Source organism: Geopseudomonas aromaticivorans (assembly GCF_019097855.1).
GTDB lineage: Bacteria > Pseudomonadota > Gammaproteobacteria > Pseudomonadales > Pseudomonadaceae > Geopseudomonas > Geopseudomonas aromaticivorans.
The window spans coordinates 14,198-40,901 of record NZ_JAHRGL010000080.1 but is presented as its reverse complement, the minus strand read 5'-3'; the positions used below and the strand labels follow the sequence as shown (position 1 = coordinate 40,901).

General features: G+C 65.6%; 18 protein-coding genes and 1 pseudogene. 9 read left to right on the top strand and 10 right to left on the bottom strand.

Going from position 1 to position 26,704, the window contains the following annotated elements; translation table 11 throughout:
- Positions 1-55: 55 nt before the first annotated feature.
- From KRX52_RS19780 to KRX52_RS19750, 7 genes are all read right to left on the bottom strand, one after another.
- Positions 56-1,027 carry a 2-hydroxyacid dehydrogenase gene (locus tag KRX52_RS19780; protein WP_217683447.1) on the bottom strand — a complete coding sequence of 324 codons (972 nt, stop codon included), beginning with the start codon at positions 1,025-1,027 and terminating at the stop codon, positions 56-58.
- A 96-nt stretch (positions 1,028-1,123) separates the two neighbouring features.
- A complete protein-coding gene (locus tag KRX52_RS19775; RefSeq protein ID WP_217683446.1) occupies positions 1,124-1,882 on the bottom strand; it encodes an SDR family NAD(P)-dependent oxidoreductase in 759 nt (252 codons plus the stop codon).
- 196 nt (positions 1,883-2,078) lie between these two features.
- Positions 2,079-2,948 (bottom strand): ABC transporter permease, encoded by an 870-nt coding sequence (locus KRX52_RS19770; RefSeq protein ID WP_217683445.1) that lies wholly within the window; start codon positions 2,946-2,948, stop codon positions 2,079-2,081.
- A gap of 31 nt (positions 2,949-2,979) precedes the next feature.
- Positions 2,980-3,843 (bottom strand): ABC transporter ATP-binding protein, encoded by an 864-nt coding sequence (locus tag KRX52_RS19765; RefSeq protein WP_217683444.1) that lies wholly within the window; start codon positions 3,841-3,843, stop codon positions 2,980-2,982.
- 4 nt (positions 3,844-3,847) lie between these two features.
- A complete protein-coding gene (locus tag KRX52_RS19760; protein WP_217683443.1) occupies positions 3,848-4,891 on the bottom strand; it encodes an ABC transporter substrate-binding protein in 1,044 nt (347 codons plus the stop codon).
- 160 nt (positions 4,892-5,051) lie between these two features.
- A complete protein-coding gene (locus tag KRX52_RS19755; protein ID WP_217683442.1) occupies positions 5,052-5,948 on the bottom strand; it encodes a TauD/TfdA dioxygenase family protein in 897 nt (298 codons plus the stop codon).
- A 375-nt stretch (positions 5,949-6,323) separates the two neighbouring features.
- The gene (locus tag KRX52_RS19750) at positions 6,324-7,589 is read right to left on the bottom strand and encodes an MFS transporter (RefSeq protein WP_217683441.1); all 1,266 of its coding nucleotides are present in this window, start codon (positions 7,587-7,589) and stop codon (positions 6,324-6,326) included.
- A 382-nt stretch (positions 7,590-7,971) separates the two neighbouring features.
- On the opposite strand from KRX52_RS19750, the gene KRX52_RS19745 reads away from it, so the two are divergent.
- A complete protein-coding gene (locus KRX52_RS19745; protein WP_217683440.1) occupies positions 7,972-8,802 on the top strand; it encodes an HDOD domain-containing protein in 831 nt (276 codons plus the stop codon).
- A gap of 44 nt (positions 8,803-8,846) precedes the next feature.
- Here the strand turns inward: KRX52_RS19745 and KRX52_RS19740 are convergent, their stop codons facing one another.
- The 3 genes from KRX52_RS19740 to KRX52_RS19730 form a co-directional block, all read right to left on the bottom strand.
- Positions 8,847-10,973: a methyl-accepting chemotaxis protein gene (locus KRX52_RS19740; protein ID WP_217683439.1), complete on the bottom strand. Its 2,127-nt coding sequence runs from the start codon at positions 10,971-10,973 to the stop codon at positions 8,847-8,849.
- Positions 10,974-11,118: 145 nt separating this feature from the next.
- Positions 11,119-11,952 carry an OmpA/MotB family protein gene (locus KRX52_RS21030; RefSeq protein WP_217683438.1) on the bottom strand — a complete coding sequence of 278 codons (834 nt, stop codon included), beginning with the start codon at positions 11,950-11,952 and terminating at the stop codon, positions 11,119-11,121.
- Between the two features lie 13 nt (positions 11,953-11,965).
- Positions 11,966-12,775 carry a motility protein A gene (locus KRX52_RS19730; protein ID WP_217683437.1) on the bottom strand — a complete coding sequence of 270 codons (810 nt, stop codon included), beginning with the start codon at positions 12,773-12,775 and terminating at the stop codon, positions 11,966-11,968.
- 359 nt (positions 12,776-13,134) lie between these two features.
- Between KRX52_RS19730 and KRX52_RS19725 the strand changes: the two genes are divergently transcribed.
- The 8 genes and pseudogenes from KRX52_RS19725 to KRX52_RS20875 form a co-directional block, all read left to right on the top strand.
- Positions 13,135-14,889: an EAL domain-containing response regulator gene (locus KRX52_RS19725; RefSeq protein ID WP_217683436.1), complete on the top strand. Its 1,755-nt coding sequence runs from the start codon at positions 13,135-13,137 to the stop codon at positions 14,887-14,889.
- A gap of 23 nt (positions 14,890-14,912) precedes the next feature.
- A complete protein-coding gene (locus KRX52_RS19720; RefSeq protein ID WP_217683435.1) occupies positions 14,913-17,549 on the top strand; it encodes a GAF domain-containing protein in 2,637 nt (878 codons plus the stop codon).
- The gene (locus KRX52_RS19715) at positions 17,549-19,303 is read left to right on the top strand and encodes an EAL domain-containing response regulator (RefSeq protein WP_217683434.1); all 1,755 of its coding nucleotides are present in this window, start codon (positions 17,549-17,551) and stop codon (positions 19,301-19,303) included. Before KRX52_RS19720 ends, KRX52_RS19715 begins: the two co-directional genes overlap by 1 nt.
- A gap of 238 nt (positions 19,304-19,541) precedes the next feature.
- Complete coding sequence (locus KRX52_RS19710) at positions 19,542-20,366, top strand: flagellin N-terminal helical domain-containing protein (RefSeq protein WP_217683433.1); 825 nt, start codon at positions 19,542-19,544, stop codon at positions 20,364-20,366.
- A 197-nt stretch (positions 20,367-20,563) separates the two neighbouring features.
- The gene (locus tag KRX52_RS19705; protein ID WP_217683432.1) at positions 20,564-22,282 is read left to right on the top strand and encodes a type I secretion system permease/ATPase; all 1,719 of its coding nucleotides are present in this window, start codon (positions 20,564-20,566) and stop codon (positions 22,280-22,282) included.
- 12 nt (positions 22,283-22,294) lie between these two features.
- Complete coding sequence (locus KRX52_RS19700; protein WP_217683431.1) at positions 22,295-23,635, top strand: HlyD family type I secretion periplasmic adaptor subunit; 1,341 nt, start codon at positions 22,295-22,297, stop codon at positions 23,633-23,635.
- A gap of 4 nt (positions 23,636-23,639) precedes the next feature.
- Entirely contained in the window at positions 23,640-25,109 is a 1,470-nt protein-coding gene (locus KRX52_RS19695; protein ID WP_254797707.1) for a TolC family outer membrane protein, read from the top strand.
- A 357-nt stretch (positions 25,110-25,466) separates the two neighbouring features.
- Positions 25,467-26,663 (top strand): annotated as a pseudogene (locus KRX52_RS20875) (hypothetical protein); the annotation flags it as partial.
- Between the last annotated feature and the right edge of the window lie 41 nt (positions 26,664-26,704).

Here is a 26,704-nt window from a genome sequence, read left to right as displayed (position 1 = left end):
GTCCGCCGTTCCGAATAGCGGAGCCGCGCCCGTGGCGGGCGGGCGCGGCCCTGCCCTACTGCGCCCGCACCTGCGGATTGACCATATGCCGCGGCGTGCCGCCGAGCAGCGCGCGCTCCAGGTTATCCAGCGCCAGTTCGGCCATCGCCTGGCGCGTCTCATGGGTGGCCGAGCCCACGTGCGGCAGGGTCACCACGTTGGGTAGGGCGAACAGCGGCGACTCGCGCAGCGGTTCTTTCTCGTAGACGTCGAGGCCGGCGGCGCGCAGCTGGCCACTCTGCAGCGCCTCGACCAACGCGACCTCGTCGACCACCGGGCCGCGGGCGACGTTGACCAGGATGGCGCCCGGCTTCATCAGCGCCAGCTCGCGGCGGCCGATCAGGTGGTGGGTCGCAGCGCTGAGCGGCACCACCAGCACCACGAAGTCGGCCTCGCCGAGCAGCTCGTCGAAGCCGCAGTAGCGCGCGCCCAGCTCCTGTTCCAGCGCCGGCTTGCGGCTGTTGCCGTGGTACAGCACCTCCATGTTGAAGCCGAAGCGCCCGCGGCGGGCGATGGCCGCGCCGATGTTGCCCAGGCCAAGGATGCCCAGGGTCTTGCCGTGCACGTCGCTACCGAACTGCGCCGGGCTCACTGGAGCCTGCCAGTGGCCGGCCTTGACCCAGGCGTCCAGCTCCGGCACCCGCCGCGCGGCGGCCATCAGCAGGGTGAAACCGAGGTCGGCGGTGGTTTCGGTGAGCACGTCCGGGGTGTTGGCAAGCAGGATGCCGCGCTCGTTCAGATAGCTCAGCTCGTAGTTGTCGTAGCCCACCGAGATGGTCGAGATGACTTCCAGCTGACCGGCCTGCGCCAGCTGGGCGCGGCCGAACGGCCGGCCGACGCCGAGCAGGCCGTGGGCCTTGGGCAGCGCCTCGGCGTACTGGGCGTCGATGTCGCCGGCCGGGTCGAGCAGGGTGACGTTGAAGTTGTGCCGCAGGCGTTGCTGATGCTCGGGGCTGAGACGACTGAAGACGAAGACGTTCTTTTTCATGGTGGTCCTGCGCGGCTGATCCGGAGGTAACAAGGCAGCAAGATTACCCGGATGCGGCGGCCGGTCCAGCGCCGCCGTGTCTGGGCAAACGGCCGGTCAGTCGCGATCCACGGCGAACGGCGACCAGGCCTGGCGGGTCGGCATGACCTCCAGGCGGTTGATGTTGATGTGCTCCGGTAGGCTGGCGACGTAGAAGATCTGCTCGGCGATGTCCTCGGCGCTCAGCGGCTCGGTGCCGCGGTACAGGCGGTCCGAGGCGGCCTGGTCGCCCTTGGTGCGCACCAGGGTGAACTCGGTCTCGGCCATGCCCGGGGCGATGTCGGTGACCCGCACGCCGGTGCCCTGCAGGTCGCAGCGCAGGTTGTAGCTGAACTGCTGGACGAAGGCCTTGCTGGCGCCGTAGACGTGGCTGCCCGGATAGGGCCACTGGCCGGCCACCGAGCCGAGGTTGACGATGCTGGCGCCACGGCCGCTGGCGATCAGGGTCGGCAGCAGCGCGTGGGTGACGTTGACCAGGCCCTTGATGTTGGTGTCGATCATGGTGTGCCAGTCGGCCAGATCGACCTGTTGCGCGGCCTGCGGTGCCAGCGCCAGGCCGGCGTTGTTGATCAGCGCATGCACCTGACGGAAGCCTTCCGGCAGCTCGGCGACCACCTGCTGTACCGCCTCGGCGTCGCGCACGTCCAGCGCGGCGATGTGCACCGGCACCTGGCGGCCCAGGTCGTCCTGCAACTCCTGCAGGCGTTCCATGCGGCGCCCGGTGAGCACCAGCGACCAGCCGTCGGCAGCGAAACGCCGCGCCGCGGCGCGACCGAAACCGGAGGTGGCGCCGGTGATGAAGACGATCTTGCTCATCTGCAAACCTCTTGTTGCGACTACATGAATTGAAAGGGATCAGAAGCTGTCCACGATCTCGCGAGCTAGAGCCAGGCAAGGCCTTGGCGGCCCCGCGAAGTCGGTTGAGGAAGCGGAGTTTGCTGGTTGCAAATGAGCATTCCGAAACCGATCTCAACGCAGCATGGCCGACGCGCAGCAGATCGTGGGCAGCTTCTCAGCGCTGCATGCCCCAGCGCTTGACGGTGGCCCGCTCGATAAGACTGAACACCAGGTTCTCCACCAGCAGGCCGATCAGGATGACCACGGCCAGCCCGGCGAACACCTTGTCGGTGTACAGCTCGTTGCGGTTCTGGAAGATGTACCAGCCGAGGCCACCCTGCCCCGAGCTGGCGCCGAACACCAGCTCGGCGGCGATCAGGGTGCGCCAGGCGAAGGCCCAGCCGACCTTGAGGCCTGAGAGGATCGAGGGCAGCGCCGCCGGAATCAGGATCAGGGCGACGAAGCGCAGGCCGCGCAACCCGTAGTTGCGCCCGGCCATGCGCTGGGACTCGGCGACACCGAGAAAGCCGGCGTAGGTGTTCAGCGCCAGCGCCCACAGCACCGAGTGCACCAGCACGAAGATCAGGCTGCCCTCGCCCAGGCCGAACCACAGCAGCGCCAGCGGCAGCAGGGCGATGGCCGGCAGCGGGTTGAACATGGCGGTCAGCGTCGACAGCAGGTCGCGGCCCAGCTGGGTCGACACCGCCAGGGTGGTGAGGGCAAAGGCCAACACGATGCCGAGCAGGTAGCCCTTGAGCAGCACACTCAGCGAAATGACCACCTTCTCCAGCAGTTCGCCGCTGGCGACGCCGTCGGCGAAGGCGCGGGCAGTCTGCAGGAAGCTCGGCAGCAGCAGGTCGTTGCCCTGGTAGCGCGCGGCCAGCTCCCAGGCCAGGGCGAGCAGCAGCAGGATCAGGCCCTTGCGCAGCCAGCCCTGCTGCCACAGGCGGGTGGCCAGCGGCAGCTCGCGTTCCAGCGGGCCGTCGCTCAGCGGCGGCAGGTCGATTTCGTATTCCACGCGAGGTACGGGCGATGGAAGGCTCATGGCGGATTTCCTGTAACAGTGGAGCGGGGAGTCAGCAGGACAGGCGGATGTCCTGGAAGCGCAGGTCCAGCTGCGGCTGGTCCACCTGCTCGTCGAACAGCAGGCGATGGATGCGCTGCGCGGTCTGCTGGAAGGCCACGCCGCCCAGGCTGTGCAGGCTAAACTGGTGGCTGTGCACCTCGGCGCGCACCCGCCCCGGATGCGGCGACAGCAGCAGGATGCGGTTGCCGACCACCAGCGCCTCCTCGATGGAGTGGGTGACGAACAGCAGGGTGAAGCGCACCTCCTCCCACAGCGCCAGCAGCTCCTCCTGCATCTTGCGCCGGGTCAGCGCGTCGAGGGCGGCGAACGGCTCGTCCATCAAGAGGATCTTCGGCTGCATGGCCAGCGCGCGGGCGATCGCCACGCGCGCCTTCATGCCGCCGGACAGGGTGTGCGGATAGGCGTCGGCGAAGGCCGCCAGGCCTACCTTGTCCAGGTAATGCAGGGCACGCTGCTCGGCCTCCTTGCGCCCCAGGGTGCGCGAGGCCAGCAGCGGGAACATGACGTTCTGCTTGACCGTCTTCCACGGCGGCAACTGGTCGAACTCCTGGAACACCACGATGCGGTCCGGCCCCGGCTCGCTGACCGGCACGCCGTCCAGGCGGATCTCGCCGGCACTCGGCGCGATGAAGCCGGCTGCCGCCTTGAGCAGGGTCGACTTGCCGCAGCCGGACGGGCCGAGCAGGACGAAGCGGTCGGCGGGATCGACCGCGAAGCTCACCTCGTGGGTGGCGCGCACCACCCGCTGCGGCGTGCGGTATTCGAGGCTGACCCGGTCCACCTCCAGCAGCGCCCGCACGGGCGCTGCGGAGTCCGGATTGCTGACCGTGTGGCCTGGCAACGGAGCGTTCATCGCATCAGCTCCCCTGCCCCAGGCGCGGGTCGGCGAAGAAGTAGTCCTGCCAGGAGGCCGGCTTGTTCTTCAGCGCGCCGACGCGATGGAGGAACTCGGCCAGCTGGAGGGTGCCGGTCGGCGTCACGCTGAACTGGAACTGCTCGTTGTCGATGATCTTCAGCAGGTCTTCCTTGCTGATCTTCGCCTTGGTGACGCGGATGTAGGTATCGGCGGCCGCGGCCTTGTCGTTCTGGGCGAACTCGGCGGCCTCGGCCAGCGCGGCGACGAAGGCCTGGTAGGTCTTCGGGTTTTCCGCGCGGAACTTCTCGGTGGTGTACAGCACCACCGGCGAGTTGGGGCCGAGCAGCTGGTAGGTGTCGAGCACCACGTGCACGTTGGGGTTGTCCAGCGCCTGGTTCTGGAACGGCGGGTTGGAGAAGTGGCCGGTTAGCTCGGTGGCGCCGCTGGTCAGCGCCGAGGTGGCCTCCGGGTGTGGCAGCGCCACGGTGTACTTGTCCAGGCGGTTGAATTCCTTGTCGCCCCACTGCTGGGCGGCTGCGTACTGCAGGAAGCGCGACTGGATCGACACGCCCACCGCCGGCACGGCGATGCGGTCCTGCTCGGTGAGGTCGGCGATGCTCTTGACCTTGGGGTTGTTGCTCAGCAGGTAGTAAGGGAAGTTGCCTAGCGAGGCCACGCCCTTGACGTTCTGCTTGCCGTGGGTGCGGTCCCAGACCGTCAGCAGCGGGCCGATGCCGGCGCCGGCGATGTCGATGGAGCCGGACAGCAGCGCATCGTTGACCGCCGAGCCGCCGGACAGCTGGGTCCAGTCGACCTTGATGTCGAGACCGTCGGCCTTGCCGTGCTTCTCGATCAGTTGCTGGTCGCGCACCACGTTGAGCAGCAGGTAGACGATGCCGAACTGCTCGGCGATGCGGATCTCGCCTTCGGCGTGGGCCACGGTGGGTAGCGCCAGGCTGCCGGCCAGCAGGCTGAGGGACAGGCCGACGCCGCCGGCCAGACGGCCGAAACGGGACAGGCCGGGAAAGCGTTTATCTCGGGACATGATGAACTCCTGGTGAATTGCGAAATCGGCTTGGCTTGGGAAACCCGGGAAAAGCCACTTGGCGTCGCTCCCGCGCAGGCGGGAGCCCAGGTGCCACGGCCTGCTGGATCCCCGCCTGCGCGGGGATGACGGCGTTTTCAGCGTTTCCCTCGGGCGCGGCTCAGAACGGCGCACAGCCCTGGATGGTGGTGCGGTGCATGCGCCGGCGCAGGTGCGACGGGCAGCCGGTGGCCAGGTGGATCAGCGCACGGTTGTCCCAGAACAGCAGGTCGTTGGGCTGCCACTGGTGGCGATAGACGAACTCGGGGCGCGCGCTGTGGGCGAACAGCTCGGCGAGCAGCTGGCGACTCTCGTCTTCCGGAATGCCTTCGATGTGGGTGGTGAAGTTCTCGTTGACGAACAGGCCCTTGCGCCCGGTTTCCGGATGGGTACGCACCACCGGATGGACCACCGCCTTGACCTCGGCGAGCTGCGCGGCGCTCAGCTGCGGACGCTGGATGCCTTCGAACACCTCGTCGGCATAACGAGCGGTGTAGGAGTGCGCGGCGCGCTTGCCCTCGATAGCCTGGCGAAGCGCCTCGGGCAGGGTTTCGTAGGCTCGCTGCTGGCTGGCGAACAGGGTGTCGCCACCCTCCTCCGGCAGTTCCTGGGCATAGAGCATCGAGCCGAGGCTGGGCAGCTCCTTGTAAGACAAGTCGGAGTGCCAGAACTTGCCGGCATCGCCGAGACCGATCGGCTGGCCGTTCTCGACGATGTTGGAGATGACGAAGAGTTCCGGGTGCCCTGGCAGCAGGAACTGCTTGAGCACGTGGATCTGCAGCTCGCCGAACAGGCGGCTGAAGGCGATCTGCTGCTCCGGAGTGATGTGCTGGTCGCGGAACACCAGCAGGCCGTGGTCCAGATGCGCCAGGTGGATGTGGGCGAAATCTTCCGTATTGAGCGGGCGGGACAGATCCAGCCCAATGATTTCCGCGCCCAGAGTGTCGCCCAGCGGGCGGATCTCGAACGACTGGGAGGGAACTTCGGATGCAGACAGCAGGGATTCAACCGCAGACATGAGGCACTCCAAGCGAAGGATCACGTGACGACGTGATGGCTCGATACTGGATGCGAATGGCGCGTCCATTCACTTCATGCGCGGCTCAACGGTTGGCCTATAAGTACGCGGCAGCCTCAATATATGGGAATATAAAAATTATTTTAAATAACTTTTTTAACCATCCTTATAGTCGAAGCTACCTGCGCCACCTGATCCGCGCAGATAGACAAACGACCGTGGCCGCCCCTCGGGCAAGCCGCCACCGCAGCTTCCCGGCATCAGCCGCAGCTACTCGCCAGGCAGCGGCGATTCGTTGCCGAGACCGGGCAAGATCAGGCAGCAAAAAGGCCTGTAGTCAGGCCTTTCAAGGAGGATTTCGGAACCACGAGCGAGTCAGAGCGGCCGAGTGGCAGACGCTGGGGCTGCGTCTGGCAATGACCGTTCGACCGGCTTGACCGGCCTGGCGCGCTCGAACGCGGCATCGGCGAAGTGATCGAGGCTGCGCAGTTGCTTGAAGCCCCACATCCAGACACCGACGACCACCAGGGTACACAGGCTGCCACCGACCGCTGCGCCGACCACGCCGAACCAGGCGGCACTGGCACCGGCGCGGAACTCGCCGAGTTCGTTGGAGGAGCTGATGAACAGCATGTTCACCGCGTTGACCCGCCCGCGCATGGCATCCGGGGTCGAGAACTGCACCAGCGTCGAGCGAATGTAGACGCTGACCATGTCGGCGCCGCCGGCGACCATCAAGGCCATGAACGACAGCCAGAACAGACTGGAGAGAGAGAACACCAGGTTGGCGATGCCGAACACCGCGACGGCGATGAACATGCTCAAGCCGACCCGACGGTCGAAGGGCCGCACGCTGAGATAGAAGCCGACGCCCACCTCACCGATGGCGATCGCACTGCGCAGCGCGCCAAGCCCTTGCGGACCGACCTGCAGCACGTCCTGGGCATAGATCGGCAACAGGGCGATCACCCCACCGAGCAGCACGGCGAACAGGTCGAGGGAAATGGTTCCGAGGACGATGGGCCGCGAGCGGATGAAGGCGATGCCGGCCGTGAAGCGCTTCCACGCGCTGGTTTCCAGGGCCGTCAATTTCTCGGCAAACCGCACCGGCACCCAGGGTAGCAGCGCGAGGCCGAGCAGGAAGCAGGCCAGACAGACGCCGTAGGTCGTGCCGCCACCACCCCAGGCGTAGATGCCGCCACCGACCAGCGGGCCGATGATGGTCGCGCCGCGCATGATCATGCTGTTGGCGGCAATCGCCGCGGCCAGCTGGTCGCGCGGCACGATCTGCGGCAGCAGGCTCTGCAGCGCCGGCCCGGTGAAGGCGCGGGCGCAGCCGAACAGCGCCAGCACGGCGTAGATGGCATGGGGATTGTCTGATCCGCTCAGCGATAGCCAGGCCAGCAGCCCGCTGCACAGCGCCTCCACCGCCCAGCTGATGGCGAGGATCAGCTTGCGGTCGTAGCGGTCGATCAGATCGCCGGCCGGCATCAGCAGCAGGAGCATGGGAATGAATTGCGCGAGGCCGACATAGGCCAGCGACAGCGGGTCGCGGGTCATGTCGTAGACTTGCCAGGCGACCACCACCGCCTGGATATGAATCGCCCCCACCGCGGCCAGGCGGCCGAGCAGAAAAGGCATGAACCCGGGGTGACGGTAAATGCTGCGCGTGGGCGCAGCGGCTATCGAGTCGGACAATGTAGTGCTCACAGCTATCGGCGGAGGTGAATGGCCCCAGGTGACGCAGGACCGTCGCCCAGTCTATCTGGTTGATGCTCGGCCCTTCGAGCCCCGGCAGGTCGGGCAATCGCATGCATGGCCACCGAGCCTGGTCAATTCGCCCCTACGGACCGGGAAATTGGCTTCATGCGATGGCCCTGCCCCAGCACGCCCCCTGCCACACGGCAGCATTGTGCATAGCGTATTATCGACAACCCGACGAGTCGGCCCTGGCGGCATGACTCAAACCAAAAAGCCTCCGAGATTCCGGGGCGGTGCAGAACCAACAAGGAAATACTGAGAAATGAACCGACTCACCGAGACGGTCTGCCAGGAATTGCTGCAAGCCATTCGCAATGATCAACTGGTACTTCCCACCCTGCCCGAGGCCGCCCTGCGCATCCGTGAGGCCGCACAGCAGCCCGACATCGGCATTGCCGAACTGGCCAGGGAGGTCGGCAGCGACACCGCGTTGACCGCACGCCTGATCCGGGTTGCCAACAGCCCGCTGCTGAGGGCGCGCAGCGAGATCAGCGATCTGCAGATGGCGATCAGTCGACTCGGCATCAACTACACCAGCACCCTTGCCATAGGCCTCGCCATGGAACAGCTGTTCCGTTCCAGGTCGCGAGTCATCGAGCGCAGGATGCATGAGGTGTGGAGCAAGAGCCTCGAGATCTCCAGCATCAGCTACGTCCTGTGCCGCCACTACACCCGGCTGGTTCCCGACCAGGCGGCGCTGGCCGGCCTCGTCCACCAGATTGGCGCGCTGCCGATTCTGACCTATGCGGAAAGCCACCCCCAACTGCTGGAAGACCCGCAGAGCCTCGCGTTCGTCATCGACGAGATCCACCCGCTCATCGGCGACCGCATCCTGCAACACTGGAACTTCCCCGACTCCATTGCCTCGGTTCCCACCCAGCACCTGAACTTCAGTCGCGACAGCGACGCCGTCGACTACACCGACGTGATCCAGGTCGCCGTGCTGCAGAGCTATCTCGGCACCGGCCACCTGCTGGCCGCCGTCGACTGGAGCCAAGTCGCCGCCTTCGCCAAGCTCGGCCTCGATCCCGAAGTGGACAACGAGGAAGACAACGAGCTCGCCGCCTCCCTGGCCTCGGCCATGGCCGGCTAAGACGCCAAGGGCAAGCCCGGACTCCCCGTCCGGGCTCAGCGCGGTTAACCCTGGCTCACCGCGAATTGCCCCACCAACTGCTGCAACTTGCTGGTGGTGTGCCGCACGCTGGAGGTGCTGCCCTGCAGCGCCCGCAGGGTCTGGTTCATCTCCTGGGACACCTCATCGACTCCGCGCACCGTTAGGCCATAGTGCTGACTGCGCTGATCCAACTGCTTGATCAGGCCAAACATGCGTTCCACCGCCTGTTGCAGACGCATGTTCTCGGATGCGCCCTGCTCCGCCTGGCGCAGGCTGGCATCGACGTTCTCCACGCCATGGTTCATGAAGGCCACCGCGTCGCGGGTCTCCGCCTGCAGCCCCTCGACCACGTGACGGATCTCGTCTGCGGCACTGGCGGTGCGCGAGGCCAGAGTGCGGATCTCCCCCGCCACCACGGCAAAACCGCGGCCATGGGCGCCGGCCCGCGCTGCCTCGATGGCGGCATTCAGCGCCAGCAGGTTGGTCTGGATGGTGATCTCGCTGATCAGCTCGACAATGTTGCCGATCTGCCCCATGCGGCTGTCCAGCGACTGCACGCTGCTGGCCGAACGGTCGACCACATTGCGGATCGACTGGGTGTTCTCGCGGGCACTGCTGATCACCGCGTCCATGGCGTGCTTCATGTCCTCGGCGGTCATCGACGCCTGCTGGATCTCGCCCAGCTGCTCCTCCACCAGTTGCAGCATGCTGCGCATCGCCTCGGCCACCGAGGTCGAGGTGCTGCACGCCTCGTTGTTGTGCACCAGCATCTGCGCATTGGTTTGCCCGACGCTGTGCGAGGCGCTGATCACCTCGCCGACGATGCCGTCGAGGTTGTCGATGAAGCTGTTGATCCAGCGGCCCATGTCGCCGGTTTCGTCGTTCGCCAGGCGGTTGCGGTCCAGGCGCTGGCTGAGGTTGCCGCCCCCCTCGGCAATGGTGCGGATCACCCCGGTCATCTCGCCCATGCGCCGGGCCAGTCGCCGCGGCCCGAAGGCGGCAAACAGCAGGCTGAACAGCACCAGCAGGCCCAGGCTGAGCAGGTCCAGCACGTTCTGCGCCAGCCCGCTGTAGTTCTGCAGGGCCGTATCGATGGCGTACCAGCTACCCATCGTGAGCAGGAAAGTGCGCATCAGCCCGAAGGTCAGCGAGCGGCGACGGTAGACCTCCTCCAGATCCGCTTCGCACATCATCCCCCAGCGGTCCGGCGAGCCGGGCAACTTGAAGGTCACCCCCTTGCCCACCACCGGGATGTGTCGGTAGTCGGAATAGCCGGGATAGGTTACGAACAGGTTGGAACCGTTGCGGATGGTCTCGCGCACCCCCGGATGCAGCTCGCCGGTGGCCGGATCGACGAAGCGCAGTTCCAGCTCGGTGTGCCGCCGCACCCGTACCGTGCCCCAACGCGTGTGTACGCCGCTCTTGAGGTTGTCGCCATGGCTGAAGGTGTTGTCCTCGAAGCGCGAACGCGACAGTGCGGTACCCGGCCGGATACGCGAATCGAAGCGCGATTCGACCATGAACAGGTAGTTGTCGCCGGACTCGGCGTACACATGCCCGGCCTCGCGCTGGATCAGGTCGCCCAGCACATCGTTGGGCACCCGCCCGCACAGGCAGCCGAGCAGTTGACCGTCGCGGCGGATCGGCTGATAGAACATCAGCGTCACTTCATCGTGAAAGCGCGAACTGGACGGGCCGATCGCCAAGGTCAGCGGGTCGACATACGGCCCGTGCAGGAACGGCTGGTGCAGGCCGGCATCGAGGGCATAGGGATCGACATCGCTGACCTTGCAGTGTTCCGGCCAGCTGGAGGCCAGCACCACGCCTTCCGGCGACACCACGAACAGCTCGGAAAAGTCGCTTGCCTGGCCGAGCTTGTCCTGCAGCAAACGGTTGTCCAGCCAGGTGAAGTCGCGCGCCAGCCCATCGGCCAGCTCCGCCAGCCAGCTCCACTGCGAGCGGGTCCAGTTCTGCAGCAGGCGCACCCGCGTCTGCGCGATGCCCTCGAAGATCTTTTCCACCTCGGGCAACGCATCACGGTTCAGCCAACACGACCAGGCCATGGCCAGCTTGCCGTTGCGCCCCAGCCAGGGCAGCCAGCGCCGCTCGGCGGAGGACAGCGCCATGCCTTTGCTCTGAAGTGACGACATGATGAATATTCCCTGCGGCAAAGTGATAACTACATCACAGCAAGAAACATGCCATCAAAATGACATCACCCGAATACCTATTTACCGGCTTGGCAGTGCACGAGAAACGGGGCAGCGCACCAGAAACGCGCAATGCCATGCCCCATCATGAGCCGGGCGCTTCCATGATCAGCTCCACCCGCCGATTGCTGGCCCGCCCATCGGCCGTGGCGTTGTCTACCAGCGGACGGGTGTCGGCATAGCCCACCGCCCGCAGGCGCTGGCTGGCCACGCCATTGGCCTCCAGGTAGCGCACCACGCCGCCGGCCCGCGAGCCGGACAGCTCCCAGTTGGACGGATAGCGGCCGCTGCGCACCGGCACCGAATCAGTATGCCCCTCTACGGCAATCCGGTGTGCACTGGCGTTGAGCACCGGAACCAGGCGCCTGAGCACCGCCAAACCGGCCAGGCTGAGATCGGCCTGGCCGGAACTGAACAAGATCTCGCTGCTGATGCGAAAGCTCACCGTACTCTCGTTGACCACCACCTCGATGTCATCGCCCAACTGGTCGAGCGCCAGCCCCTTGAGCGGATCGCTGACTGGCTTGGACGGCAAGGGCGTCGGCACCTGCAGGGCCGTCTCGGGCAACACGCCATCGGTTGCCGGCAGCAAACCATCATGCGCGGCTTGCCGGGCACTACCAGCCTGCTTGATCCCCTCCAGCCCGCCATTCTTGCCAGCGAACGCGAGCATCACCACCAGCATCACCAGCAGCAGGGTCATGGTATCGAGATAGGTCAGCAGCCAGCCCTCCTCCTCAGGCTCGATCACCAGGGAATCGTCCGTGCCCACGCCACGCTTGGCTCGCCCAGCGGCCTGGCGGGCATGGGCCAGCTCGCTTTCCAGTTCGCGCTGGCGCATCAGCAGCGCCTGCTTGGCGGGTATTGCCGTCGTGCTGCCGACGTCGCTTGCGGCGCTCTCGGCCGACTGATCGCTCATCGCCACGCGCTCCTCAAGCCCGACCGCCATCGTAGCCGCGCGCGCCGGCGCCACCATCGTTGATCTCGTCCTGGTACTGGGCCATGAACGATTTCAGCGTCTCGCGCATCAGGCCCGGGCTGCGCTTGTTGCACATCATGGAAATACCCTGCACCACCATGTTCATCACCACCACCCGCTGTTCGGTGCGCCGCTCCAGCTTCACCGCCACCGGCTTGAACACCAGGTTGGCCAGCAACACGCCGTAGAAGGTGGTGATCAGCGCAATCGCCATCTGCCTGCCGATCGACGCCATGTCGCCATCGCCGAGCAGGAACATCAGGTTCACCAGGCCGACCAGGGTACCGACCATGCCGAAGGCCGGTGCGAAGCTGGCCATTGCCCGGAACAGTTGCGCCTCGGCATGCTCGCGGGCGCGCAAGCGGGAAATGCGCCACTGCAGCAGCTCGATGATGTCCTCTTCCGGCGTGTTGTCGACCACCAGCTGCACCCCGGTCCGCAGGAACGGGTTGCGCACATGCTGCAGCGCCTCCTCCACCTGGCGCAGGTTGCCGGACATCCACAGCCGCGAGATGTTCACCAGCTCCTCCATATCGTCGCGGGTATACATCTTCTCGTTGCGCATCACCGTGGCGAACAGGCCGAACACCCGCAGCACCTCGCCCAGCGGGTAGCTGATGAAGGTCGCCGCCAGTGTACCCACCAGCACAATGCCCAGGCTCGGCAGGTCGAGGAACAGCGAAGCATCTTCGGCGGAGAAGATCAGCACTACCGCCAGCAGAATGACGCTGGCGAGAATGCCGATAAGCGTGGAGGGATTCATGCGGGCTCCGTGTGCGGACCAATGGGCAGGCAATGCGCCCGGCCGCGGGCGCGTCTGCCTGCTCTATCGGCCGCAGGGAGATTTTCTGTAGGGGGCGACCAGCGAACCAGGCACCCTCCGGGCCGGACTGCAGACGAAAACCCAGATTTACCGCCCGTAAGACGAGACATGAATCACAAAACGCAAAAAGCCTTATAAAGTTTTCGCGCGCCGGGCCGTTATTCCCCATGGGGGCGACTGCTGATTACGCCCCCATGCCCTGGGGAAGAACAGGCACGGGCCGGGCACGCTGCACCGCCTGCCGGTCGACAACACCCCATCGAATCCGGCGCCCCAGAACCCGCCAGGCAGGAGGACCCATGCCGTCGCCCGCACCACCTCACAAGGACGCCTACATCCTTGTCGTCGACGACACCCAGGTCAACGTCAAGCTGCTGCTGGCCCTGCTCCAGCATTACGGCTACCACAACTGCCACGGCATCAACGACCCGCGCTGGATCGAGCCGATGCTCGAGGAAAAGCTGCCCGACCTGATCCTGCTCGACATCAACATGCCGCACCTGAGCGGCCATGAGGTGCTCGGTTGGCTGAAAGCTCGCTGGGCGGAACAGGCGCCGCCGGTCATCGTGCTGACCGCCCAGACCGACCGCGATACCCGCATGCAGGCCCTCGACCTCGGCGCGCGCGACTTCCTCACCAAGCCGTTCGACCAGCAGGAAGTGATGCAGCGCATCCGCAACTCCCTCGAGGTGCACTTTCTGCTCAAGGAGCGCAACAACCGCGCCACCCTGCTGCAGAGCTTGGTGGAAGAACGCACGACCGCCATCCAGCGCCTGTCCCGTGAGGATCCGGTCACCCAGCTGCCCAACCGCCGCGCCTTGCTCGCCCAGCTAAATGAACTGTTGCAGCAAGGCCAACCCGCGCTGCTCTACTTCCTCGCCATGGAGGGCATGGACGAGATCGCCCGCCTGCACGGCTATGCGATGAGCGAGGCGCTCAGCCTGCACCTGCGCGACCGCCTGCTCGATAATTTCGGCGGCGAGGCCACCGTGGGCGTGTGGAATACCAACAAATGGCTGCTGATCACCCGCCAGCCGCTGGCCGAGGGCGCCGTGGGCGAACAGGCCCAGGCCATCCTGCGCTGCATCGCCCAGCCCTTTGCCATCGACCAGGTTCAGGTCCGCATCGACGCACGCATCGGCATCAGCCACACCGGCATGCCGCACCAGTCCGCCGAACAACTGCTGCGCCTGGCCGCCCTCGCCCTGCCCGACACCAGCTCGGGCTGGCGCCTGTACCAGCCGAGCATCGAGGACGCCCTGCAGAAGCGCATCCGCCTGCACGAAGCCCTGCGAGGCGCGCTCGACAACCATGAGTTCTTCCTCGTCTACCAGCCGAAGATTGAACTGCGCAGCGGCCGAATCATCGGCGCCGAGGCACTGCTGCGCTGGGTCCACCCGCAGCTGGGCTTCGTCTCCCCGGTCGACTTCATCCCCATGGCCGAAGCCAGCGGCGACATCCTGCGCATCGGCGACTGGGTGATCGAGCGCGCCATCCGCCAGCTGGAGGAGTGGCTCGCTGCCCGCCAGGTGGCGAACGACTTCCATCTGGCGGTCAACGTCTCCGTGCAGCAACTTACCCGACCGGACTTTGCCCGCAACCTGCTCCAGCGCCTGCTGCGCAGCCGCCTGCCGGCCGGCGCGCTGGAAGTCGAGGTCACCGAGTCGGGCCTGATGCAGAACGTCGACCTGGCCCGCACGCAGCTGCAACTGCTGTCCCGTCACAGCGTCTCGGTGGCCATCGACGACTTCGGCACCGGCCACTCCTCGCTGGCCTACCTGAAGACCCTGCCGGTCTCGGTACTGAAGATCGACCGCGCCTTCGTCAGCAACATGGACACCGAACCCCAGGACCGCCGCCTGGCCGAGACGGTGATCGACATGGCGCGCAACTTCGGCTGCATCACCGTCGCCGAAGGCGTGGAGAAGCCCGAACAGGCAGAAATGCTCATGGACATGGGCTGCGAGCTGGCCCAGGGCTACTGGTACTCGCCGCCGCTCAAGGTCGAGCAGTTCGTCGAATTCTGCGCCGCACGCGAACAGATCGCCTGCTGAGCGCGCCCCAGCACGGATGAGCCATGCACACCCCGCACAACGAACCCGAACGCCTGCGACTGCTGCATGACCTGCAGATCCTCGACACCCCGCGCGAGCCGGCCTTCGACCGCCTCACTGCACTGGCCGCCGAACTGCTCGACGCGCCCATCGCGCTGATCACCCTGATCGACGCCAATCGCGTGTGGTTCAAGTCCGCCGTCGGCCTCGACGCCTGCCAGACCGGGCGCGATCTCTCCCTGTGCAACCACACTGTGGATTCGCGCCGGCCGCTGCTGATCGAGGACGCCCTCGCCGACCCGCGCTTCGCCGCCCCCCCCCTGGTCAGCGGTGCGCCGCACATCCGCTTCTACGCCGGCATCCCGCTGATGCCCGATGGTCGCCACGTGCTCGGCACCCTGTGCGTCATCGACCGCCGCCCGCGCCAGCTCTCAGCGAGCCAGTTGCACCTGCTGGAAACCCTCGCCGGCCAGGTCGAGGAGCTGCTCAAGCTGCACCACCACCGCCTGCTGTTCGACCACGAGAGCCTGCGCAGCCAGAAGCGCGCCGCCCGCTACGAGGCCATCGTGCGCGGCGCCGCCGCCGGCATCGTGCGCATCGACAGCCAGGGGCACATCCTCGAGATCAACGACTTCGCCCTGCGCCTGCTCGGCTACCAGCGCGACGAGCTGCTCGGCAGCAACGTCAGCCGGCTGATGCCCATGCGCTGGGCCGTCGACCACGACCAGTACCTGCGCAACTACCACGCCAGCGGCGAGGCGCACATCATCGGCAAGGGCCGCCGGGTCGAGGCCCAGCATCGCGACGGCCACGCCATCCCCGTCCACCTGGCGGTCAGCCAGGTGCACTACGACGATGCCACCCAGAGCTGCGACTTCATCGGCATCCTCTCCGACCTCAGCGAGGTGCAGACGGCCAACCACCTGCTCGAGCGCCAGCAACAGCTGCTCGGCGTGCTGCACCGCGGCCTCACCGACTATCAGGCGCTGATGTCCGGCAACCGCCTGTGGAGTTTTCTCAAGCAGGCCCTGCGCGAGCTGACCCGCAGCGACTACGCGCTGATCGGCGAAGTGCTGACGGTCGACGACCAGCCGGCGCTGAAGATCCACGCCATCACCGACCTGTCCTGGGACGACGCCTCGCGCCAACTGATGGAGCAGTTCAAGGAAGGCCGCATGCTGCTCAGCAACCCCAACAGCCTGCTCGGCCGGGTGTTCGCCGACGGCCAGACCGTGCTGCGCAACGACATGCAGGCACACACGCCGCACAGCGCCTTCCCGCCCGGCCATCCCGCGCTGAGCAACTTCCTCGGCGTGCCGATCCTCGATCAGGGCGAGGTGATCGGCATGTTCGCCATCGCCAATGGCGCACAGCCCTACAGCGCCGAACTGGTCGAATGGCTGGAGCCGTTCATTTCCACCTGCGCCTTGCTGATCAAGCTGTACCGCCAACTCAACGAACGCGACAGCTTTACCGAACAGCTGCGGCAGGCCCGCGACCAGGCGGAAAACGCCAGCCGCGCCAAGAGCGAATTCCTCTCCTCGATGAGTCACGAGCTGCGCACCCCGCTCAACGCCATCCTCGGCTTCGCCCAGCTGCTGCAGAACAGCCAGAAGTACCCGCTCGGCGAACGCCAGCAGCGCCAGGTCGAACAGATCTACAAGAGCGGCCAGCACCTGCTCACCCTGATCAACGAGGTGCTCGACCTGGCGCGCATCGAGGCCGGGCAGATCAACCTGTCCATCGAACGCATCCAGCTCGGCGACGTGCTCGAGGACGCCTGCACCACCCTGATGCCCATCGCCCGCCAGTACGGCATCGACCTGCAACTGCCGCAGGGCCTGGGCAGCGCCTGCTGGCTGCAGGCCGACTACACCCGCCTCAAGCAGGTGCTGATCAACCTGATCACCAACGCCATCAAGTACAACCGAGCCCAGGGCCGCGTGCAGCTCGACTGCCAGCGTCACGACGGCTGCGTGCGCGTCGTCGTGCGCGACACCGGCATCGGCATCCCCGCCGACCGTCTCGACCAGCTGTTCCAGCCGTTCAACCGCCTCGGCGCCGAGAGCGGCAGCATTGAGGGCACCGGCGTCGGCCTGGCGCTGACCCGCAAGCTCCTCGAGTTGATGGACGGCCGCATCGGCGTGCGCAGCGAGCAAGGCGTCGGCAGCGAATTCTGGTTCGAACTGCCCCACGGCGAAGACGCTACCGTAGGCGCCACCGAGGCCAGCCGCGGGCGCAGCGAAACCGCGCCGCCAGCGCTCGAGGAGCCGGAGGCGCCCACCCTGCGGGTGCTCTACATCGAGGACAACCCGGCCAACCAGCGCCTGCTCCAAGAGCTGTTCGAGGAACTCGACGGCTTCGTCCTGCACTGCGCCCACTCCGCCGAGCTAGGCCTCGAACTGGCCTGCTCGCAACCGCCGCAGCTGATCCTTCTCGACATCAACCTGCCCGGCATGGACGGCTACCAGGCCATGCAGTGGCTTGCCGGCAACCCGGTGACCCGCGCCATTCCGGTCATCGGCCTGTCCGCCAGCGCCATGCCCGACGACCTGCGCAAAGCCGCGGCCGCCGGCTTCAGAGCCTACCTGACCAAGCCCCTCGACATCCCGCGACTACTCACCCTGCTCGACCAGTTCGCTCGCACGGAGCGCGCCTGATGCCTGTCACCGCCAACGGCTACCGGGATGCCCGCATCCTGGTGCTGGACGACAACCCGAACAACGTCGAGCTGCTCCTCGACCTGCTCGACGAACACGGCTACGGCAACGTGCGCGGCCTCTGCGAACCGCGCCAGCTCGCCGCACTGCTCGAACAGGGCCTGCCCGACCTGCTGCTGCTCGACATCCGCATGCCGCACCTCAGCGGCCTGCAGGTTCTCGACCAGCTCAGGACGCGCTGGGGCGAACAGGCGCCGCCGGTGATCGTGCTCAGTGCACAGACCGACCTCGAAACCCGCCTCGAGGCGCTGGCCCGCGGCGCCCGCGACTTCGTCGGCAAGCCCTTCGACCAGCAGGAAGTCCTGCAGCGCATCCACAACACCCTCGAGGTGCACTTCCTGCTCCGCGAGCGCAGCGACCAGGCCCTGCTGCTGGGCCACCTGGTCGACGAGCGCACCGCCGAGATCCAGCGCCTGTCCTTCCAGGACCCGGTCACCGCCCTGCCCAACCGCCCGGCGCTGCTGGCCAGCCTCGCCCAGGCCGCTGCCCGCGGTCAGGCGCTGACGCTCTGCCACCTGGCGCTGGATGGCCTCGACGAAGTCGCCCGCCTGCACGGCACACGCAGCAGCGAAACCCTCGCCCGCCACCTGCGCGAGCGCCTGCGCCAACAGCTCGGCAGCGAAGCCAGCATCGCCGTGTGGAGCAGCCATGAATGGGTGATCCACCAGCCGCTGCTCGACGACGCCGAGCTGGCCCGCCGCTGCCGGCTGATCCTCGACTGCGCCGGCGCCGCTTTCAGCTTCGAACACCTGCTGATCCGCCTCGGCGCACGCCTGGGCGTCAGCCACAGCCACATGCCCCACGATGACGCCGACCACCTGGTGCGCCTCGCCGCCCTCGCCGTGCCGGAGGAGCGCGACCAGTGGCGCCTCTACCAGGCCAGTCTGGAAGCCGAGCTGCAGCAGCGCACCCGCTGCCGCCAGGCCCTGCACGAAGCCCTCGCGCGCGATCAGCTGTTCCTCGTCTATCAGCCGAAGATCGACCTGCGCAACGGCCGCGTGCTCGGCGCCGAGGCGCTACTGCGCTGGGTACACCCCGAACTCGGCTTCGTCTCGCCGGCCGAGTTCATCCCGATGGCCGAAGCCAGTGGCGACATCCTGCCGATCGGCGACTGGGTGATCGACCGAGCCATCCACCAGCTCGAAGCCTGGCGGGACACCGGCGAGGTCGCCGCCGACTTCAGCCTGGCGGTCAACGTCGCCCCGCTGCAGCTGATGCAGGACGACTTCGCCACGCGGCTGCTCGAACGCCTGAGCGCAAGCACCCTGCCGCTCGGTGCACTGGAAATCGAAGTCACCGAAACGGGCCTGGTGCAGGACGTCCAGCTGGCCCGCCACCAGCTACAACGCCTCGCTGAGCACGGCCTGTCGATCGCCATCGACGACTTCGGCACCGGCCACTCCTCGCTGGCCTACCTGAAGACCCTGCCGGTTTCGGTACTGAAGATCGACCGCACTTTCGTCAGCCAGATGGACACCGACCCCCAGGACCAGCGCCTGGCCGAAACGGTCATCGACATGGCGCGCAACTTCGGCTGCATCACCGTCGCCGAAGGCGTGGAGAAACCGGAGCAGGCCGAGATGCTCCAGGCCATGGGCTGCGAGCTGGCGCAGGGTTACTGGTACTCGCCGCCGCTCAAAGTGGAGCAGTTCGTGGAGTTCTGTGCGGAGCGGCAGCAGTTGGCGACTGCCTGAGAAAGACAGGGACCGAATTTCACCTTGGCGCAGGTGGCGGGATAGTCCACCGCATGGGCAGATGATTGAGGCAGATCAAAAAATGCCAATTCATTCACAAAAAATCGCCACTCGCCCTAAAGCTTCCCCCTGCCCCGTCGATATCTGAGGTAACGGCCAACGGCGCCGTTGTCGCCAGGCGCAGCACGCGCGCAGCACAGCTCGCCACTGGTGCTCAACTCAAGAGAAGGAACAGACCATGTCTACCATCAACACCAACATGTCCTCCCTGATTGCCCAGAAGAACCTGAGCAACTCGGCCAAAACCCAGTCCACCGCCATGGAGCGTCTGTCCTCCGGCCTGCGCATCAACAGCGCCAAGGACGACGCCGCGGGTCAGGCCATTGCCAACCGCATGACCGCCCAGGTCAAGGGTATGTCCCAAGCTCAGCGCAACGCCAACGACGGCATTTCCCTGGCCCAGACCATGGAAAGCGGCCTGAGCAGCATCAACGACAACCTGCAGCGTATCCGTGAGCTGGCAGTGCAGGCCGCTTCCGATACCAACACTACTGAAGACCGCGCCTCGATCAAGATCGAAATTGACGAGCGTGTCGCCGAAATCGATCGTATCGCCGGCAACACCAAATTCAACGGCACCCAGCTGCTGAATACTGCTACTCCTGTGGACCTTAATATCCAGATCGGTGCCGGCACTAGCGGTGACGACAACATTAAGATCGCTACTGTGGACGCGACAGCGGCCACTCTGACTGTCTCTGCTCTTGCTGTAAACGACAATACCGCGGCAAAGGCTGCAATCGACTCCGTCGATGCCGCCATCAAAACCATTGACACCGCTCGCAGCACCCTCGGTGCCAAACAAAACCGCCTTGACTCTGTCGTGGCCTCTCTGCAGGACAACCAGACCAATCTGTCTGCTTCGCGCTCGCGCATCGAAGACGCCGACTACGCCGTGGAAGTGGCCGAGATGACCCGCGCCGGCATCCTGCAGCAGGCCGGCACCTCGGTTCTGGCCCAGGCCAACCAGTCGACCCAGTCCGTACTGAAGCTGCTGGGCTAATCAGCCTAGCTAGAGTGCAGCCACTAAAACTGCACTCCCCACCTGCAAACGAACAAGGCACCCACGGGTGCCTTGTTCGTTGATATACCCCCTGCACAGTGGCCTTTTCCACGCAAGCGCCTCCCCTCCTTAACGGTACTCTTCGACCGCGTAGTTACTCACCACCCACGTTTCCGCCTGCCAGCGAGTCGCAGCACATGACCCCCCCCCACAAGACGGACCTCCGGGCTGCCCTGCACACCTGCAAGGGCAGCTTCATAGCAACCGGATTTTTCAGCCTGTTCGTCAACATTCTGATGCTCGTCCCCACCTTCTATATGCTGCAGGTCTACGATCGGGTGATCGCCTCCGGCAGCGAGTCGACTCTGCTGATGCTGACCCTGATCCTGGTGCTGCTGCTGGCCACCATGGGCGCGCTGGAATGGGTACGCTCACGCATCATGGTGCGCATCAGCACCCGGCTGGACATCCTGCTCGGCGGCCGGCTCTACAACGCCAGCTTCAAGCAAGCGCTCTACTCCGGCGGCATGAATGCCTCCGCACAGCCGCTCAACGACATGACTGGGCTGCGCCAGTTCCTCACCGGCAACGGCCTGTTCGCCTTCTTCGACGCGCCCTGGCTGCCGATCTATCTAGCACTGATGTTTATGTTCCATCCCTGGTTCGGCTGGTTTGCCCTGCTCTGCGCAGCCATCCTCATCGCCCTGGCATACGCCAACGAGCGCCTGACCAGCCAGACGCTCAAGAATGCAAACCAGGAAAATCTCGCTGCCACCGCCTTCACCAACAAGAACCTGCGCAACGCCGAGGTGGTGGAATCGATGGGTATGCTGCCGCAACTGCGTCGCCGTTGGCAGGAGCGCAACAACCGCGTACTGGAACTGCAGGGCGTGGCTAGTGACCGCGCCGGCACCATCACCTCCCTCTCCAAGACCTTTCGCCTGTTGGTGCAGTCGCTGATCCTCGGCTTAGGTGCCTACCTGTCGCTGGAGCAGGAGATCAGTTCCGGCATGATGATTGCCGGCTCCGTTCTGCTCGGCCGAGCACTGGCGCCGATCGACCTGATGATCGGCTCCTGGAAAGGCTTCATCTCGGCCCGAGGCCAATACGAACGCCTCAACGATCTGCTCGGCAAGATCGCCGCCGAACCGGAGCGCATGTCGCTACCCACGCCTGCCGGCGCAGTGACCGCCGAGGCGCTGATGGTGACCCCGCCCGGCGCGGCGCAGCCGGTTATTCGCGGCCTCAACTTCAGTGTGGTGCCCGGCGAAGCGATCGGCATCATCGGCCCCAGCGGCGCCGGCAAATCGACCCTGGCGCGAGCCTTGCTCGGCATCTGGCCGGCGTCCCACGGCAAGGTGCGCCTGGACGGCGCCGACGTGTTCAGCTGGAAGCGTGACGAACTCGGCCCGCACATTGGCTACCTGCCTCAGGACATCGAACTGTTCGAAGGCACCATCAGCGAAAACATCGCCCGCTTCGGCACCGTCGACCCCGCTGCCGTAGTCGAGGCCGCGCGTCTCGCTGGCGTCCATGAGCTGATTCTGCAACTGCCCCAAGGCTACGACACCCGGATCGGTGCCAGTGGTGGCACCCTCTCCGGCGGCCAGCGCCAGCGCATCGGCCTGGCCCGCGCAGCGTACGGCAAGCCCCGGCTGGTGGTGCTCGACGAGCCGAACTCCAATCTAGACGAGCAGGGCGAGTGCGCCCTGACCCTCGCCCTGCAACAGCTCAAGGCCGACGGCACCACGCTGTTCGTGATCACCCACCGCACCAACATACTGGTTGCGATGGACAAACTGATGGTGCTGCGCGACGGCGCGCAGGTGATGTTCGGGCCGCTCGGCCAGGTTCTGGCCGAATTGCAGAAAGCCCAACAGGTGATCGCCCCTCAGCCTGCAGCCACCCCTGCGTAACGGATGAAACCGATGGCAACCGACGTGGACCACCAAGCCGTACAGCCGGCCGAACCCGAACAAGCCGCCCAGCCGCATATCGACGACCAGCCGATCCGCCGCATCGGCTACCTCATCCTTTTTCTGACCTTCGGCCTGTTCGGCTCCTGGGCCGCCCTGGCGCCACTGAACAGCGCCGCCCTGGCGCCCGGCGTGGTCACGGTGAAGAGCTACCGCAAGACCGTGCAGCACCTCGAAGGCGGCATCGTCAAGGCCCTGCACGTGCGCGACGGCGACCTGGTCAAGGCCGGCGACGTACTGATCGAGCTGGACGGCAGCCAGACCCTGGCAGAGCTGGAGATGCTGCGCAGCCAGTCGATAGCCATACGCGTCATGGAGAACCGCCTGCTCGCCGAACGCGACGACCAGCCCAGCGTCACCTTTGCCTCGACGCCCGAAGGCAATGACCAGCGCGTGATCGAGGCCGAGGAAAACGAGCGGCGCATCTTCCTCGCCCGCCGCAATGCGCGCCTGGGTGAAATCGACGTCCTCAATAAGCGGCGCGTGCAGCTCGACGAGCAGATTCGCGGCTTCCAGGCGATGATCGCCAGCAAGCAGGAACTGGCCGACTCCTACCAGGAAGAAGTCGGCGACCTCAGCGCCCTGCTCAAGGAAGGCTTCGTCGACAAGCAGCGCCTGCACGAGCAAGAACGTAGCCTCAGCCGCCTGCGCTCCGAGATGGCGGAACTCAAGTCATCCATTGCCCAGACCCGCCTGCAAATCGGCGAGACGGAACTACAGATCGCCCAGCTGCAGAAGAACTTCGTTGCCGAGGTGGTCAAGCAGCTGGCCGAAGTGCAGACCCAGGGCTTCGACCTGCGCGAGCGGCTATCTGCCGCCCAGGATCGCGCCGACCGCATCCAGATCCGCGCCCCCGAGTCCGGCATGGTGCTAGGCATGAGGGTCCACACCGTCGGCGGCGTGGTCGGCCAGGGCACCCCGCTGCTGGACATCGTACCCGCCAGCGAGGAGCTGATCGTCGAAGTGCAGATAGCACCGACCGACATTGACCGCATCGCCATCGGCAAACTGGCCGACATTCGCTTCAGCGCCTTCAACAACGCCACCACTCCGGTGATCGAGGGCAGGCTCATCCATGTCTCGGCGGATCGCCTGACCAACGAGCAGACCGGCATGGCCTACTACTTGGGGCGCATCGCACTGACCGCACAAGGCCGCGCGGACCTAGGCAACCTGCTACTGGTACCAGGCATGCCAGCCGAAGTCCTCATCAATACAGGCGCGCGCACCCTGTTCAGCTACCTGGTACAGCCTGCCAGCAATGCCTTTGCCCGCTCACTGATCGAGGATTGAGTGCATGAGTCAATTCAAAAGCGCCTTGTACTGGCTGGCGATGATGACCACCTTGGGTGAGCCATTGCAGGCGCTGGCTCATGCGCCACAAGTGCACAGCGGAGCAGCCGCGGAAAGGACTAGGGACGGGCAGGCTGTTGTCGATCTCTGGCAACTGTCCCAAGAGGCCACCTTCGAAGACCAACGCATCCTTGCAGCGCGGGCGCGCAACCAGAGCAGCCAATGGCGCAAACGTGAGGCGCTTGGTCAACTGCTGCCACAGGTAAATGCCAGCGGTTCCTTCAGCCGCAGCGAACAGGAAACCGAACAGAATCGCCTGCTCTACAACGGCGACCGCTACATGCTCGGCCTGAGTCAGGCACTTTACGATCCGAAAATCTGGCACAACTATCGCCGTTTCAGCGCGCTGGCACAGCAGCAGGCAGCCGAATACGAAGCGACACGCGAAGCAGCCACGGTCGACCTGATCGAGCGTTACTTCATGGTGCTGGCCGCCGAGGATCAGCTTGAGCTGGTCAGGGCCGAACTCCGGACTACCCAGCACAATCTCGACCGCGTCAACGCACTGTATTCACGGCAACTGGCGATGATCACCGACACCCTGGAGATGTCCGCCCGCGTCGATGCGCTCGAGGCTGCCGAGATCAAGGCGCACAATACCGTCGCCACCAGCCGCGAGGCGCTATCCGAACTGGTCGGGCACAGCCTTTCCGGTCAGCTCAAGCGTATCGGCGAGCAAGCCAATTTCTACCCGCCTGCACAGGGGCTCGAGTACTGGGAGCAACAGGCCATGGCATCCAACCCGACGCTACTCGCTCGCCAGAAGGCCGTGGATGCGGCCCAAGCCTCCCTGCGGCAAGCAAAGTCGGGGCACCTCCCCAGCGTCAACCTGAATCTAGCGGCTCAACGCAGCGATATCGGCTACGAGAACAGCATGACCCCCCGCACTGACACCTATGTCGCAAGTGTGGGCGTGATGGTGCCGATTTACAGCGGCGGCTCGACCAGCGCCCAGGTATCGTCCACCTACGAGGACCTGATGACCGCCGAACATGAGCTGGAAGCCGTGCGCCGCGAGGTGATACGCGAAACCAGGACAGCCTACTCCGGCATGGAGGCCGGGCTGAACAAGATCGCCGCTTCACGCAAAGCGCTGGAGTCGGCGAGAAAGTCTCGGCAGGCCGCAGAGAAGGCATTCGGCTTCGGCATGATGAATGCGGTGGATGTCCTGAATACCGTCAAGGAAGAGTACGCAACCCACCGCGACCTCCTGAAGTCGCAGTACGACTTCATTATGAACATCATGGTACTGCGCCGCTGGAGTGGCACGCTGGTCAACGATGACGTGCGCAAGGTCAACGAATGGCTGGTTTCGCCTGATGAGCCGCAAACGATCAATCTCAGCCTGTGCGCAGACACGCGATGCCTCCCCCTCCCGTCGTCTTCTGCAACGGGCCACACCCGCCACCCCTGATTTTTTCAACCCCCTCCCTAAAGAGCGAGCGAACCTCTGCCGATAGCCATTGCTAAGGGCTGATGGCGCATTGCTGCCAACCATTCAGCAGGACGGGCACACCGGCTCACCTGCAGCAGTTGGAGAGCGACGGGCATATCCCCCATTAAGCCGAGAGGCTATGGCAGTGCAGCCAACCGGTTCATCGAGTGCATTGCCACTGGCTGAACGGTTTGGAGGAAGCCAAAGGGGAAGACCTCTCGGACTGATGCTGCCTCAAGGCGGCTCAGACCACTACAGAGGCTCGCCGGCTTCGCGGCTGCAGCTCCCTGCTCCCCCTTTATTACCAAATACCCATGCTCTTCAAGGAGTTGAAAAATGGCTGCAATCACATCAGGAACGACAGCCGCCGAGATTGCTGCGGCTTCCGTCGCCGAGATCAACGCTTATGGCCTTGGCAATCTGACGCAGGCACAGTTTGCCGGCATCACTCCAGAGCAGATCAGCCAGCTCTCATTCACTGGCCTGACTGTGCAGTTCGGATGGCTATCCACTACACAAACCGCAGCTCTCGGCCAAGTTTCATCGCTCAGCACCGCGCAGATCGCCGCGCTGAGCACCGCCAATATCACCGGCCTCACCAGCCCCCAGCTGAGTGCGATGAGCTCCGCCCAGATCGCAGCCATCGAGACTGCTGACCTGGCCAAGCTGACCACCGCCCAGATCAAGGCGCTGAGCACCGCCAACGTCGCCGGCCTCACCACCGCACAGATGGGCGCTCTGACCTCGGCCCAGGTCGGCGCCATCGAGACCGCCGATCTGGCCCAGCTCAGCACCGCCCAGATCGCCGCGCTGAGCACCGCCAACATCACCGGTCTCACCAGCGCGCAGATGGATGCCCTGAGCACCGCCCAGCTGGCCGCCATCGAGACGGCCGACCTGGCCAAGCTCAGTGCTGCCCAGATCGCGGGCATCACCGCCACCGATCTCAGCACCGCCCTGATCGCCGGCCTCACCACCGCCAACATCACCGGTCTCACCAGCACCCAGCTGGGTGCTCTCACCAGCACCCAGGTGGCCGCCATCGAGACCGCCGATCTGGCCAAGCTGACCACCGCCCAGATCAAGGCGCTGAGCACCGCCAACGTCGCCGGCCTCACCACCGCGCAGATGGGCGCCCTGACCTCCGCCCAGGTCGGTGCCATCGAGACCGCCGACCTGGCCCAGCTCAGCACCGCGCAGATCGCCGCGCTGAGCACCGCCAACATCAGCGGCCTCACCAGCGCGCAGATGGATGCCCTGAGCACCGCTCAACTGGCCGCCATCGAGGCCGCCGATCTGGCCAAGCTCAGCGCTGCCCAGATCGCGGGCATCACCGCCGCCGATCTCAGCACCGCCCTGATCGCCGGCCTCACCACCGCCAACGTCATCGGCCTCACCAGCACCCAGCTGGGCGCCCTCACCAGCACCCAGGTGGCCGCCATCGAGACCGCCGACCTGGCCAAGCTGACCACCGCCCAGATCAAGGCGCTGAGCACCGCCAACGTCGCCGGCCTCACCACCGCGCAGATGGGTGCCCTGACCTCTGCCCAGGTCGGCGCCATCGAGACCGCCGA